At 73.3% G+C, this 13,176-nt stretch carries 11 protein-coding genes; 6 read left to right on the forward strand and 5 right to left on the reverse strand.

The window, feature by feature from the left end; genetic code table 11:
* Window positions 1–6: 6 nt before the first annotated feature.
* From ACK8N7_RS34430 to ACK8N7_RS34445, 4 genes are all read right to left on the reverse strand, one after another.
* Window positions 7–1,278 (reverse strand): sulfite oxidase, encoded by a 1,272-nt coding sequence (locus tag ACK8N7_RS34430; RefSeq protein WP_500444979.1) that lies wholly within the window; start codon window positions 1,276–1,278, stop codon window positions 7–9.
* Window positions 1,275–2,474, reverse strand: coding sequence for a homoserine O-acetyltransferase MetX (metX, locus tag ACK8N7_RS34435; RefSeq protein ID WP_500445914.1), 1,200 nt, complete (start codon window positions 2,472–2,474; stop codon window positions 1,275–1,277). The genes ACK8N7_RS34430 and metX overlap by 4 nt, the downstream gene beginning before the upstream one ends.
* Entirely contained in the window at window positions 2,471–3,832 is a 1,362-nt protein-coding gene (locus tag ACK8N7_RS34440; RefSeq protein WP_500444980.1) for a bifunctional o-acetylhomoserine/o-acetylserine sulfhydrylase, read from the reverse strand. The genes metX and ACK8N7_RS34440 overlap by 4 nt, the downstream gene beginning before the upstream one ends.
* Before the next feature lie 254 nt (window positions 3,833–4,086).
* Entirely contained in the window at window positions 4,087–4,959 is an 873-nt protein-coding gene (locus ACK8N7_RS34445) for an RNA polymerase sigma factor SigF (protein ID WP_403214189.1), read from the reverse strand.
* Window positions 4,960–5,565: 606 nt separating this feature from the next.
* On the opposite strand from ACK8N7_RS34445, the gene ACK8N7_RS34450 reads away from it, so the two are divergent.
* The 6 genes from ACK8N7_RS34450 (at window position 5,566) to abc-f (ending at window position 12,581) form a co-directional block, all read left to right on the forward strand.
* Complete coding sequence (locus tag ACK8N7_RS34450; protein WP_500444982.1) at window positions 5,566–6,345, forward strand: GNAT family N-acetyltransferase; 780 nt, start codon at window positions 5,566–5,568, stop codon at window positions 6,343–6,345.
* A gap of 221 nt (window positions 6,346–6,566) precedes the next feature.
* Window positions 6,567–7,775, forward strand: a complete 1,209-nt coding sequence (locus tag ACK8N7_RS34455) for a PP2C family protein-serine/threonine phosphatase (RefSeq protein ID WP_403214193.1) — start codon at window positions 6,567–6,569, stop codon at window positions 7,773–7,775.
* A 77-nt stretch (window positions 7,776–7,852) separates the two neighbouring features.
* Window positions 7,853–8,530 carry a TetR family transcriptional regulator gene (locus ACK8N7_RS34460; protein WP_403214195.1) on the forward strand — a complete coding sequence of 226 codons (678 nt, stop codon included), beginning with the start codon at window positions 7,853–7,855 and terminating at the stop codon, window positions 8,528–8,530.
* Between the two features lie 115 nt (window positions 8,531–8,645).
* Window positions 8,646–9,422 carry an SDR family NAD(P)-dependent oxidoreductase gene (locus ACK8N7_RS34465; RefSeq protein ID WP_403214197.1) on the forward strand — a complete coding sequence of 259 codons (777 nt, stop codon included), beginning with the start codon at window positions 8,646–8,648 and terminating at the stop codon, window positions 9,420–9,422.
* 103 nt (window positions 9,423–9,525) lie between these two features.
* Window positions 9,526–10,566, forward strand: a complete 1,041-nt coding sequence (locus tag ACK8N7_RS34470; protein ID WP_403214199.1) for an NAD(P)-dependent alcohol dehydrogenase — start codon at window positions 9,526–9,528, stop codon at window positions 10,564–10,566.
* Window positions 10,567–10,895: 329 nt separating this feature from the next.
* Complete coding sequence (gene abc-f, locus ACK8N7_RS34475; RefSeq protein WP_500444985.1) at window positions 10,896–12,581, forward strand: ribosomal protection-like ABC-F family protein; 1,686 nt, start codon at window positions 10,896–10,898, stop codon at window positions 12,579–12,581.
* Here the strand turns inward: abc-f and ACK8N7_RS34480 are convergent.
* Entirely contained in the window at window positions 12,545–13,066 is a 522-nt protein-coding gene (locus ACK8N7_RS34480) for an NUDIX hydrolase (protein ID WP_403214204.1), read from the reverse strand. The genes abc-f and ACK8N7_RS34480 overlap by 37 nt on opposite strands.
* Window positions 13,067–13,176: the final 110 nt, after the last annotated feature.

Here is a 13,176-nt window from a genome sequence, read left to right on the forward strand (position 1 = left end):
CGGGGCTCAGACCACCGTCACGGGATGCCGTACCACCGCGTCGAACAGGTACCCCTGCGTGTTGTGCGCCGTCGCCTTCGGCTGCGTACGCCCCGACCGGTCCGTGGCCCGGGCCAGCAGCTCCGTCGCGCCCTTGTGCGTCGGCACCCAGTCCGCCGACCACCGCACCCAGCTCCCGGCCCGGGGCTCGTCGTGCAGCCGGGCCCGCCGCCAGCGCCGACCGCCGTCGGTGCTGACCTCCACCGACTTCACCGGCGCCCCGCCCGACCAGGAGCGGCCGGTCAGCACCGTACGGCGAAGAGAGCGGAACGAGGCACCCTGCGCCAGCTCGAACGCGCTCTTCAGCGTCTGCCGGGTCAGCGGGGCGCTGCCCTCCGGCGGATACCCGGGGCCGAACAGCCGGTAGAGGCCCGTGTTCCACGGGGTGAGCAGCGGCTCGGCGCTCACCTCGATGTCACCGAGCCACTTGATGTTGGCGATGCCCACCCACGACGGCGCGATCACCCGGACCGGATACCCGTGGTCGGGCGGCAGCGGCTCGCCGTTCATCTCGTACGCGAGCAGTACGTCGTCCAGCGCCTTCGCCACCGGCAGCGGCCGGCGCACCCGCCCCAGGTTCACGCCGTCCGTGACGACCTCGGCGTCCAGGCCGCGCGGCAGCACGTCCACCGCGTGCCGCCCGATCCCGGCCCGGCGCAGCACATCCCCCAGCCGCACCCCGCGCCAGCGGGCCGTACCGATCGCCCCGAGCGTCCACGCGGTGCCGCTGACCGTCTGCCCCTGCTGCGAGGCGAAGAAGCTGCGCCCGTTGCCCGCGCACTCCACGAACGCGGTACGGGTCACCGAGGGCAGCCGCAGGAGATCCGCGTAACCGAAGTCCACCGGGCCGCCCTTGAGCCCGTCGCCCCAGAGCGTCAGCTTCCAGGCGCCCCGGTCGATCCGGGGGGTGGCGGTGTGGTTGCGGACGAAGAACCGGTCGGCGGGGGTGAGCGGCCCGGTGCCCTTCAGTGCGGCGAAGTTCGTCTCCGCGTTGGTGCCGCGCAGCGTGAACAGCTCCGGGGGCAGGGGCTTGACCACACCGGGCAGCCCCGCTGCGACCGAGGCCGCTGCGCGCGCCGGGGCGGCGACCGAGGCCAGCGGCACGGCGGCCGACGCGGCCGCGACGAGCTTCAGCAGATCGCGGCGGTCGATCCCGGCGGAGCGGGCCTCTCCGGCGGACCACTGCCGCAGCCGTATCCGGTCGTAGGAGTCCTCGGACGGTGGGGGAAGCGGGCTCATGGAAGCTCCTCGCAGAGAAGAGGGGACGGGGGGAGTGGAGATGACGGCGGGAGCAACTCCCGTACGAAGAAGCCCACCTGGCCGGTCTCGATGAGGAAACCGTCATGGCCGTAAGGTGAGTTGACGATCCGCAGGGCACCGGACCCCGGCAGCAGTTCTGCGAGCTCCTCCTGCTGGGAAGGTGGGTACAGCCGGTCCGAGTCGACGCCCACGACCAGCGCGGGCATGTCCGCCCGGCGCAGCGCACGGGCGGTCCCGCCCCGGCCACGGCCGACGTCGTGCCCGTTCATCGCCTCGGTGAGCGCCGCATAGCTGCCCGCGTCGAACCGGCGCACCAGCTTCCGCGCGTGGTGGTCGAGATACGACTCCACCCGGTAGCGCCCGCCGCGTCCCGGCTCCTCGCCCGGCTGCGGCTCACCGCCGAATCGGGAGCCGAGCTCGGGCTCGCTGCGGTACGTGATGTGGGCGATGCGGCGCGCCTGGCCGAGGCCCCGGTGCGGACCGCCGCCGGGCGGAGCGCCGTGGTAGTCGCCGCCCCGCCACCCCGGGTCCGAGCGGATGGCGCCGATCTGCACCGAGCCCCAGGCGATCTGCTCGGCGGAGGCGGCGGCCGGGGCGGCGAGCACCAGCAGCGAACCGGTGCGCTCCGGCCTGCTCACCGCCCACTCCAGGGCCCGCATACCGCCCATCGAGCCCCCGACCACGGCCGCCCACCGGCCGATGCCCAGCACATCGGCCAGCGCCGCCTCGGCCGTCACCTGGTCCCGTACCGTCAGATACGGGAACCGGGAGCCCCAGGGCGCCCCGTCGGGCCCCGGGGAAGAGGGGCCCGTACTGCCCTGGCAGCCGCCCAGCACGTTCGGGGCGACGACGAACCACCGGTCGGTGTCCAGCGCCCGGCCCGGTCCGACCAGCGCGTCCCACCAGCCGGGGGTGGGGTGGCCGGGACCCGCCGGTCCGGCCGCATGGCTGTCGCCCGTCAGCGCGTGCAGGACCAGCACGGCGTTGGAACCGTCCGCCGCCCGCTGCCCCCAGGTCTCGTACGCCAGGCGCACCCCCGGTAGCCGGACGCCGGACTCCAGGGGCAGCGGGTCCTCGATCGCCGCCCAACGGCGACGACCGGGCGGATCCCCCTCCCTCCGGCCGCCGGAGGCCGGAGGGAGGGGAAGTGCGGCGGGCGCGGCGCCACGGTTCAGGACGCCGCCTTCGCGGCCCGGAACCCTGTCTCCAGGTCGGCCTTGAGGTCGTCCACGTTCTCCAGGCCGACCGACAGCCGGACCAGGCCCGGTGTGGCGCCGGTGGCGATCAGCTGCTCCTCGGTCAGCTGGCTGTGCGTGGTGGACGCCGGGTGGATGATCAGGCTCCGTACGTCACCGATGTTGGCGAGGTGGCTGAACAGCTCGACCGCGTCCACGAACTGCTTGCCCGCCTCGGCCCCGCCCTTCAGCTCGAAGGCCAGCACCGCTCCGGCTCCGCGCGGAAGATAGCGCTGCCCCGCCTCGTACCAGCGGTTCGACGGGAGACCCGCGTAGTGCACGGTCTCCACCTCGTCGCGCTGCTCCAGCCAGCGGGCCAGCTCCAGCGCGTTGGAGGTGTGCCGCTCCAGCCGCAGGCTCAGCGTCTCGACGCCCTGGAGCAGCAGGAACGCCGAGTGCGGTGACAGCGCCGGGCCCAGGTCCCGCAGCAGCTGGACGCGGAGCTTGATGGCGAAGGCGCCCGGGCCCAGGGCCGGCCAGTAGCGCAGCCCGTGGTAGCTCGGGTCGGGCTCGTGGAAGTCGGGGAACCGCTCGGCGTGCGCACCGAAGTCGAAGGTGCCGCCGTCCACGACGACCCCGCCGATGGTGGTGCCGTGCCCGCCGAGGAACTTGGTCGCGGAGTGGACGACGATGTCCGCGCCGTGCTCGATCGGCCGCAGCAGGAACGGCGTCGGCACGGTGTTGTCCACGATCAGCGGGACCCCGGCGGCGTGCGCGGCGTCGGCCACCGCACGGATGTCCAGCACGTCGCCGCGCGGATTGCCGAGCGTCTCGGCGAAGAACGCCTTGGTGTTGGGCCGGACGGCGGCCTGCCACGCGGCCACGTCCTCCGGGTCCTCGACGAACGTCACCTCGATGCCGAACCGGGGCAGCGTGTGGCGGAAGAGGTTGTAGGTGCCGCCGTAGAGCGAGGGCGAGGAGACGATGTGGTCCCCCGATCCCGCCAGCGTCAGCAGCGCCAGGGTCTCGGCCGCCTGGCCGGAGGCGAGCGCCACGGCGGCGACACCGCCCTCCAGCGCGGCGATGCGCTGCTCCAGCACGTCCTGCGTGGGGTTGTGGATACGGGTGTAGATGTTGCCGGGCTCGGCGAGGGAGAACACATCGGCGGCGTGCTGGGTGTCGCGGAAGACGAACGACGACGTCTGGTAGATCGGCACCGCGCGGGCGCCCGTCGTCGGGTCCGGGGCGGCCCCGGAGTGGATCTGCTTGGTCTCGAACGACCAGGCGGCGCCGGGTTCCTGCCGGTTGACGTCCTCGGGGGTGTGGCCTGCGGTGACGGAGTCGAGGGGCTGGCTCATGTGGTTCCTCGCACGTGGTTCGGTCGCCGTACGGCGTACGTCCGCCGGTCGGCGGAAGCCCGGGGTGGCGACGGGCTGATTACGGACCGTAGGACGTGCCGGACCGGCCCGGAAGCGTGTCGCCCGCCTGGCCACGAACCTGCAATACGGCGGCAACGCAAAGGCCGGTCCGGGGGTCCGGACCGGCCTCTCGTGTTCTTGTACGCCGAGGTGCGATTCGACGGTGTGGAGCGAGCCACCGGGGTGAGCTGGGTTCACTCCTGGGTGAGCATCCCGCTGCGCAGCTTGCCCAGCATCCGGCTCAGCAGCCGGGAGACATGCATCTGGGAGATCCCGAGCTCCGCACCGATCTGGGCCTGCGTCAGCTCCTGGCCGAACCGCATGTCGATGATCAGGCGCTCCCGCTCGTCCAGCTCGCCCAGCAGCGGTGCGAGGGTGTGCAGGTTCTCCACGGTCTCCATGGCGGGGTCCGGCCCGCCCAGGACATCGGCGAAGGTCCGCCCGCCGGTGTTCCGAGGACCGGATTCCGCGGAGTCGGTCGGCATGTCCAGGGAGCCCGCGGTGTAGCCGTTGGAGGCGACTATCCCCTCGGTGATCTCCGCCTCCTCCATCCCCAGGTACTCGGCGAGTTCCTGCACCGTGGGGTCCCGGTCGAGGTCGCCCGCCAGGGTCTCCTTCGCCTTGGCGATGTCGACCCGCAGCTCCTGGAGACGCCGGGGCACGTGGACGGCCCAGCTGGTGTCCCGGAAGAACCGCTTGATCTCACCGACGATGTACGGGACGGCGAAGGAGGTGAACTCGACCTCCCGCGACAGGTCGAAGCGGTCGATCGCCTTGATCAGCCCGATCGTGCCGACCTGGACGATGTCCTCCATGTCGCCGCTGCCCCGGTTGCGGAAGCGGTTGGCGGCGAACCGGACCAGCGACAGGTTCATCTCGATGAGGGTGTTGCGCGCGTACTGGTACTCGCGCGTGCCCTCCTCCAGGACCTGGAGACGGTCGAAGAAGAGCCGCGAGAGCCGGCGCGCGTCCATGGGGGCGACCTTGCCGGCGTCCTCGATCCACGGGAGGTCCTCCGTGGTGCTCCGCTGCTCCGTACCGGTGCTCTGCGCGGTGTGCGCCGTCATCTCGTCACCCTCCCGTGGTCGTAGGCCATGAGGTCTACTCGCCTGCCCGGCCGCCCGGACCTCATGCGTGCTGGAGGGATTTGATCTGGCCAGGAGGGGCGAGTCGGCCGAAAACAGACAGGATTCGGCTCTGAAACGGCGTCATGGGACGGGCCGAGCCACAGGGGGCGCACAGAACCGCCCCACCGGTACGGGGGAGCCCGGTGGGGCGGTCGTCACCAGAGTGCCACAGCCGACGGGCAGTTGGGGCCGGACCGGCGCGTATTGGCCGACGGATGAGTCGAATTCGTCGCTCGCCCGCGAGGGCGCACGCCGGTCCCCGCCGTGCTCCGGAACCTCTCCGTCCGGAGCCGGGGGGCCTGCCGGGCACCCCGGTTGATTGCGGCGTCGTGAACAGTTCCCCGCCCCGGAATACGCCCTGCGCGCGTCGGCTTTTCGCGGTTGGCGGGCGCGCGGCGCCAGGGCACCGGGGTGCCCGCCCTGAGGAACCGCGCGATGGACCGGAACGAGGGAGAACATGCGCAAGCCGTACGCGTACGAAGAGTGCCGCGGAGGGGCGGCACGGGGTGGAGCCGAACGGCCCGATCCGATCGCCGGGGTGAGCCCGTGAGCACCCTCGACCCCATCACCTGGCGGCCGGCGGCCGCCCCCGTGGCCGACCCCGGGACACCCCACCCGCTGGACAACCCCGCCCTGTCCTCGCTCACGGGCCCGCACAGCCACTTCGCCGAGCGCAGTGGCCGGATCCTGCGCTACCCGGTCGACGTCACCCCCTGGACCGCTCATCCCGACGTCCCTGACGCGCAGGACTGGGCCGATCTGGCGGCTCTCGCCGGTCCTGGCGGAACCATCAGCATGAACACGCTGGGGGTGGAGCCGCCGAAGGGCTGGGAGATCCTCCACCGGATAGCCGGCGTCCAGCTCGTCGATGTCTCGGTGGTCCCGGAGCCCGAACCGGAAGCCGTACGGCTCGGCCCGTCGGACGTGCCGGAGATGCTGGACCTGGTGGCGCGCACCCGCCCCGGCCCCTTCCTGCCGCGCACCGTGGAACTCGGCACCTATCTGGGCATCCGCCGGGGCGGGGCCCTGGTGGCGATGGCGGGGGAGCGGCTGCACCCGCCGGGGTGGACCGAGATCAGCGGGGTCTGCACCGACGAGTCCGTACGGGGACAGGGGCTGGCGAGCCGACTGGTCCGGGCGGTCGCGTACGGGATCCGTGAGCGCGGCGAGACCCCGTTCCTGCACACCTCCGCCGCCAACACGGTGGCGATCCGGCTCTACGAATCGCTCGGCTTCCAGCTACGCGCCCACCCCGAGTTCCTCGCCGCGCTGGCCCCGGTGACGCTCCCGCCCGCCGACGGAACCAGCTGGACCGCCCCGCGGTGACCGGGCCGGCGGGGCGGGGCCACCGGCACCCGCCACCGGCCGGCCCTGGGGCCGGAGCAGCCGCCCCCGGGTGCCGGAGGTCCCGGGCCGGACGTCCCGCCGCAGGACCTTCGGCACTGGCTCCGGGCCCTACGCCTTTTGCGCCCCGGCCCGGATCCCGGTCAACTGGAAGGGAACGTCCGAACCACGGACGCACCGAGCAGTGAACGGGAGGAGAGGGCGTGTCCCTGGGGAAAGGGCGCAGGGCACAAGGCCGGACGAGGGTCCTGCCGGGTACGGAGGCGGGCGCGACGGCCGCCACGGGGCGGATCGGGAGCTGGGTGCTGGCCGTCGGGCTGGCACTGCTGACCACGCTTGTCGTCCTCCTCGACCTGGCCACGGGCGACGATCTGCGGGTCATCCCCCTGCTGGTGGTCGTCCCGGCCCTGGCCTCCGTCTTCTGCACCCTCCGCCAGACGGTCTGGGTGGCGGTGTGGATCACGGTGGTGGTCGTCGGCTCCGGGCTCGGCGACGACGGCACCTTCTGGGACTTCGTGTTCGGCATCGGCTTCACCGTGCTGGCCTGCGCCCTCGGCGTCGCCGCCTGCGCGGCCCGGATCCGGCACGCCACCGAGATGGCCCGGCTCCGCTCCGCCGCCGTCGCCCTGCAGCGCCAGATCCTGCGCCCCCTGCCCGTCGTCACCGACCAGGTCTTCGCGTACGGGCTCTACGAGCCGATCGAGGAGGACCGCTTCGTCGGCGGTGACATCTACGAGGTCGTCCAGTCGCCGTACGGCACCCGCGTGATCATCGGGGACGTCCAGGGCAAGGGGCTCCCGGCCATCGGGGCCGGGTTCGCCGCGATCGCCGCGTTCCGCGAGGCGGCCGTCCGTGAGCCGACGCTCACCGGGGTCGTGGAGGCCCTGGAGGACGCCGTCGTCCGCCACAACGTCTTCTCCGCCCAGACCGGCGAGGCGGAGCGCTTCGTGACCGCGCTCATCCTCGGGTTCGACGAGGGGAGCGACGTGCAGGCGGTGAACTGCGGCCACCTGCCGCCGCGGCTGCTGCACGAGGGCCGGTCCTCGGCGGTCCCGCTCGACCGGACCTCCGTACCCCTCGGTCTCGCCGGTCTGAGCCGTGAGAGCCGTACGGAGGAGTCGTTCGCCCTCCCGCCGGAGGCCACACTCCTCGTCGTCACCGACGGGGTGACCGAGGCCCGTGACGCCGCCCGCGACTTCTACCCGTTCGACCAGCGGCTGGGCGACTGGGCCGGGCACGGCCCGCGCGAGCTGCTGGACGCGCTCCACGTCGACCTGGAGAAGTTCACCGGAGGCATCAGGCGCGACGACGTCGCGGCGCTGGCCCTGCGCCGGGCGCCCGGCGACGGCAGGCCGCGGCCGACGGCCGCCGCCGAAGAAGCCCGGCCGGTCGCGGGTGCCGTGAGCGACTGAGCGGCCGCGCACGAGCCCTCGTATGTCCCCATGAGACGAATGTCGCGTGGGGACATTTTCAGGTGTACGGTGCAGGTATGAGCCCGGAAGAGAAGGTCCCGGAGCGGAAGACGCCGGAGAGCAGGACGCCGGAGCGGCGTAGCCGCAAGGCCCGCCGCACCCGCGACACGCTGGCGCAGGCCGCGTTCGAGCTGGTGCTCGACCGGGGGCTGCGGTACGTCACGGTCGAGGAGATCGCCGAGGCCGCGGACGTCGACCGCCGCACGTTCAGCCGGTACTTCGCGAGCAAGGAAGCCGCCGCCCTCGACTCCCTGCGCGGCGACGGCGACCGGATCAACGAAGCGCTGCGGGCCCGCCCGGCCGAGGAGCCCCCGCTCCTCGCCTACCGGCGCGCAGTCCTCGGCTGGCTCGCCGACCCCGAAGCTGAGCCCTGGCACCGCCGCCCGCGGATCTTCGACCTGCTGGTCGTCGCCGAGGAGGAGCCGACCCTCTACGCGGCCTTCCACCACATCAGGGTGGACGCCCAGGAGGACTCGGTCGCCATCGTCGCCGACCGGCTCGGCACCGACCCGCGCACCGACATCCGCCCCGCCGTGACCGTGGCGGCGGGGGCGGGCGCCCTGCTCGCGGCCCAGGCCGCCTGGGTGCGCGGAGGCCGCCCGGAGGCCCTGCCCGAGCTGGTCACCGAGGCGTTCGACGCCCTGTCGGCGGACCTGCTCACGGGACCAGGCCGGGACCGGCGCGGCAGCACCTAGGGCACGTCCGGCGGACACGCCCCAGGGCACCCCGGAGGGCCGGGGCCCGCACAGCACCACGGAAGACACAGCAGAAGCAGCACCACAGAAGACACGCAGCAGAAGAGGCACCCTCATGAGCACCACCACGCCCGCCACCCCCTCGGCCGAGTTCACCGGCCGCACCGCCCTCGTCACCGGCGGCGCCTCCGGCATCGGCCTCGCCGTCGCCCGGCTGCTCGCCACGGCCGGCGCGGCCGTCGTCGTCGCCGACCACGACGAGGAGAACGCCCGCAAGGCCGCCGCCCAGTTGGAGAGCACCGGCGCGCGGGCGGCCGCCGTAGCCATGGACGTCACCGACCCGGCCTCCGTCGAAGCCGGTGTGCGGTTCACCGTGGAGACCTTCGGCGCCCTCCACCTGGCCGTGAACAACGCCGGCATCGCCGGTCCCGCCGCGCCCACCGGCGCGTACCCCGTCGAGGACTGGGACCGGGTCGTCGCCACCAACCTCAGCGGCGTCTTCTACTCCATGCGCCACGAGCTGCCCGCCATCGTCGCGTCGGGCGGCGGAGCCGTCGTCAACATGTCCTCCATCCTCGGCACCAACGGCTTCGCGGGCTCGCCCGCCTATGTCGCCGCCAAGCACGGCGTCGTCGGCCTCACCAAGACGGCGGCGCTCGAATACGCCGCGCAGAACGTCCGGATCAACGCGGTGGGCCCCGGCTTCATCGACACCCCGCTCCTGCGGAACGCCGACCCCCAGGCCCGCGAGCACCTGATCTCCCTGCACCCGGCCGGGCGCCTCGGCACCGCGGAGGAGGTCGCCGAACTCACCGTCTTCCTCCTCTCCGACAAGGCCTCCTTCATCCACGGCAGCTACCACCTGGTGGACGGGGGCTACTCCGCCCCGTAACGGCGCCCGGGTGGCGGACGGGGGAGCGGGGGGCGACAAAGGACATGCGGCACCACGGGGGCCGACGCAGAGAGAACAAGGCAGAGAAGAAGCGAGGAGACCCATGAAAGCCGTCCAGTACCGGGCCGTCGGTGAAGCCCCCGAGGTCGTCACCGTGCCGGACCCCGAGCCCGGCCCCGGCCAGGTCCTGCTGAAGGTCACCGCCGCCGGTGTCTGCCACTCCGACATCGCCGTCATGAGCTGGCCCGCCGACCAGATCCCCTTCCCGCTTCCCTTGACCCTCGGCCACGAGGGCGTCGGTACGGTCGCCGCCCTCGGGGACGGCGTGCACGGCCTCTCCGTGGGCGACTCCGTCGCGGTGTACGGGCCCTGGGGCTGCGGCATCTGCGTGAACTGCGCCGAGGGCAAGGAGAACTACTGCCTGCGCGCCAAGGAGCTCGGCATCATGCCGCCCGGACTCGGCGCCCCCGGTGCCATGGCCGAGTACATGATCGTCGACGACCCGCGCCACCTCGTGCCGATCGGTGACCTGGACCCGGTGAAGACGGTGTCGCTCACGGACGCCGGGCTCACCCCGTACCACGCGATCAAGCGCTCGCTGCCGAAGCTCGTGCCCGGCGCCACGGCCGTCGTCATCGGCACCGGTGGCCTCGGCCACGTCGCGATCCAGCTCCTGCGCGCCATGACGGCCGCGCGGGTCATCGCGCTCGACGTCACCGAGGAGAAGCTGGACCTGGCCAGGGCCGTCGGGGCGCACGAGGCCGTCCTCTCCGACGAGAAGGCGGCGGCCCGCGTCATGGACCTGACCGGCGGGCTCGGCGCGCACGTCGTGCTGGACTTCGTCGGCGCCCCGCCCACCGTGGAGACCGCCGGTGCCGTCGCCCGGGTCGACGGCGACGTCACGATCGTCGGCATCGGCGGCGGCGCGCTCCCCGTCGGCTTCGGAACACTTCCGTACGGCACCAACGTCAGCGCCCCCTACTGGGGCTCCCGCAAGGAGCTCGCCGAAGTCCTGGACCTGGCCCACGCGGGAGCCGTCGACGTCCACGTGGAGACGTACTCCATCGACGAGGCCCCGCTCGCCTACGAGCGGCTGCACGACGGCAGGATCAACGGCCGCGCGGTCATCCTGCCGAACGGCTGAGCGCGCCTCTTCCATGCGCCGGGGGGCGGGGCCGCCGAAAAATCACCGGCCCCGCCCCCCGGCCCACCGTTACACTCGATGCCATGGGCTCGTACTACTTCTTCCGCTGATTCCCGGCCCGGACAGCCGCCGCGCGACGCCTGACGTCACCGGCTGAGGCCCACCGGCCGACCGCCGAGCACCGCCCGTGTCCTCACCGGGCGGAATTCGACCGTATCCGCCCCCGGTGTGCCGCTGTCCCTCCGCCGTCCGGTATCCACGCCCCGCCCCCGCGCGTCTCCGCACGCGCCGCCGCGGGCCGTCACCCAGGAAACAGGGAAAAGGCACCCATGCACCCCCAGCGCGACCGCGCCCAACTGACCATGAAGGACGTCTCCAAGGCGTACGGGGACCGCTCCGTACTCGACCAGGTGACGCTCACCGTCCGCCCCGGCGAGAAGGCCGCCGTGATCGGTGAGAACGGCTCCGGGAAGTCCACCCTGCTCCGGCTGCTGGCCGGGGCCGAGCGGCCGGACAGCGGCGAGATCACCGTCCGCTTCCCCGGCTCCACCGGCTACCTCGCCCAGACCCTCGCCCTCGATCCCGCCGACACCGTGCAGGACGTCGTCGACGCGGCTCTCGGCGAGCTCCGCACACTCGAGGACCGCATCCGCGCGGCGGAGGAAGCACTCTCGGCGGGGGGCGAGCCCACGGACGCGGAACTCGCCGCGTACGGAGACCTCCTCACCGCCTACGACGAGCGCGACGGCTACCGCGCCGACGCCCGTACCGAAGCGGCCCTCCACGGCTTGGGCCTCGCCCACCTCACCCGCGACCGCGCGCTTTCCACCCTCTCCGGCGGCGAACAGTCCCGGCTGGCCCTGGCCTGCGTACTGGCGGCCGCCCCCGAACTGCTGCTCCTGGACGAGCCGACCAACCACCTCGACGTACGGGCGGTGAACTGGCTGGAGGACCATCTGCGCGCCCACCGGGGCACCGTCGTCGCCATCACCCACGACCGGGCGTTCCTGGAGCGGGTCACCTCCGTGATCCTGGAGGTCGACCGCGACCTGCGCACGGTCACCCGGTACGGGGACGGCTGGGACGGCTACCGCGCGGCGAAGGCGGCAGCCCGCCGCCGCTGGGCCCAGGAGCACCAGGAGTACCTGGGCGACCTGGCCCGCACCGAGGAGCTGGTGGACGCCGCCGGGCAGCGGCTCGCGGCCACGGGAAAGGACCCGAAGCAGGGGTTCGGCAAGCACCGCCGCTCCCACGAGGCCAAACTCTCCGGCCAGGTCAGGGCGGCGCGCACCCGGCTGGAAGCGCTGCGCCGGACCCCCGTACCCGCCCCGCCCGAACCGCTCGCCTTCACCGGCCGCCCGGCCCTCGCGGGGGAGGCCGATTCCGGCAGCGGCCCCCTCGTGGAGCTGGACGACGTCTCCGTGGGGGAGCGGCTCCACCTCCCCGCCCTACGCGTGGAGCCCGGGGCACGTCTGCTGGTCACCGGGGACAACGGGGCCGGGAAGACCACCCTGCTGCGGGTCCTCGCCGGGGATCTGGTCCCCGACACCGGGACGGTCCGCCGCCGCGCCCGGGTCGGCTACCTCCCGCAGGAGCTGCCCGCCCGGCCGACCCGGCGCACCCTGCTCGCCACCTTCGCGGCGGGCCGCCCCGGCTTCCCGGACGAGTACGCGGACGAGCTGCTGGACCTCGGCCTGTTCCGACCCGAGGACCTCGGCGTGCCCGTCGCTTCCCTCTCCATCGGGCAGCAGCGCAGGCTGGCTCTGGCCCGGCTGGTGACGCGGCCGGCCGATCTGCTGGTGCTGGACGAACCGACGAACCACATCGCGCTGAGCCTGGTCGAGGAGGTGGAGGCGGCGCTCGCGCAGTACCCGGGAGCCGTCGTCGTCGTGTCGCACGACCGCAGCTTCCGGGCCCGCTTCACCGGTGACGTACTGGAACTACGAGCCGGCCGCCCTGCCGCACACCCGGAACCGGCCTACGCCTCCGGGGAGGCGGCCTCCCCGCGCACCTGAGCGCGCAACCGCTGCACGAAGACGCGCTGGCCCGCGATCAGCCGCTCGGCGGCCTGCTCCGGCGTACACCAGGCGAACCGGTCCATCTCCGGGAACTCCTGCTGTTCGCCGGAGCCGCGCGGCCACTCCATCGTGAACGTCCCCGGCACCACGGACGCCACATCGAGCTCCGCCTCCACCGCCCACACGGTCACCGTCTTGCCGCTGCGCTGGCGCGCTTCGCCGAGCGGCAGCCAGACCCCGTCCGGCACCGGCACCCCCAGCTCCTCCTCGAACTCCCGCCGCGCGGCCGCCGCCGGTTCCTCGTCGGGGCCGTACTCACCCTTCGGCACCGACCAGGCGGCGGCCTCGCGCCCCGCCCAGAACGGCCCGCCCATGTGCCCGATCAGCACCTCGACATCCCGCTCGCTCCCGGTACCGGTGCCCGTGCCTGTGCCCGTGACCCGGAAGAGAAGAAGCCCCGCACTGCGCCTGCCTGCCGACATGTCGCCAAGTCTGCAATCGCCATGGGCGGTACGCCAACCGAGAGGCCCGGCACCCGGAAAGCGGGAGGCCTGACGCACGGAAAGCGAGAAAGCAAGGCACCCGAGAGGCC

It is taken from the genome of Streptomyces griseobrunneus (genome assembly GCF_046713465.1).
Lineage (GTDB): Bacteria > Actinomycetota > Actinomycetes > Streptomycetales > Streptomycetaceae > Streptomyces > Streptomyces microflavus.

Bases quoted from the DNA above. Each gene is read 5' to 3' on its own strand.
- ACK8N7_RS34480 (WP_403214204.1), bottom strand. From the start codon at position 13,066: ATGTCGGCAGGCAGGCGCAGTGCGGGGCTTCTTCTCTTCCGGGTCACG.
- ACK8N7_RS34470 (WP_403214199.1), top strand. From the start codon at position 9,526: ATGAAAGCCGTCCAGTACCGGGCCGTCGGTGAAGCCCCCGAGGTCGTC.
- ACK8N7_RS34465 (WP_403214197.1), top strand. From the start codon at position 8,646: ATGAGCACCACCACGCCCGCCACCCCCTCGGCCGAGTTCACCGGCCGC.
- ACK8N7_RS34460 (WP_403214195.1), top strand. From the start codon at position 7,853: ATGAGCCCGGAAGAGAAGGTCCCGGAGCGGAAGACGCCGGAGAGCAGG.
- ACK8N7_RS34445 (WP_403214189.1), bottom strand. From the start codon at position 4,959: ATGACGGCGCACACCGCGCAGAGCACCGGTACGGAGCAGCGGAGCACC.
- ACK8N7_RS34430 (WP_500444979.1), bottom strand. From the start codon at position 1,278: ATGAGCCCGCTTCCCCCACCGTCCGAGGACTCCTACGACCGGATACGG.
- ACK8N7_RS34440 (WP_500444980.1), bottom strand. From the start codon at position 3,832: ATGAGCCAGCCCCTCGACTCCGTCACCGCAGGCCACACCCCCGAGGAC.
- abc-f (WP_500444985.1), top strand. From the start codon at position 10,896: ATGCACCCCCAGCGCGACCGCGCCCAACTGACCATGAAGGACGTCTCC.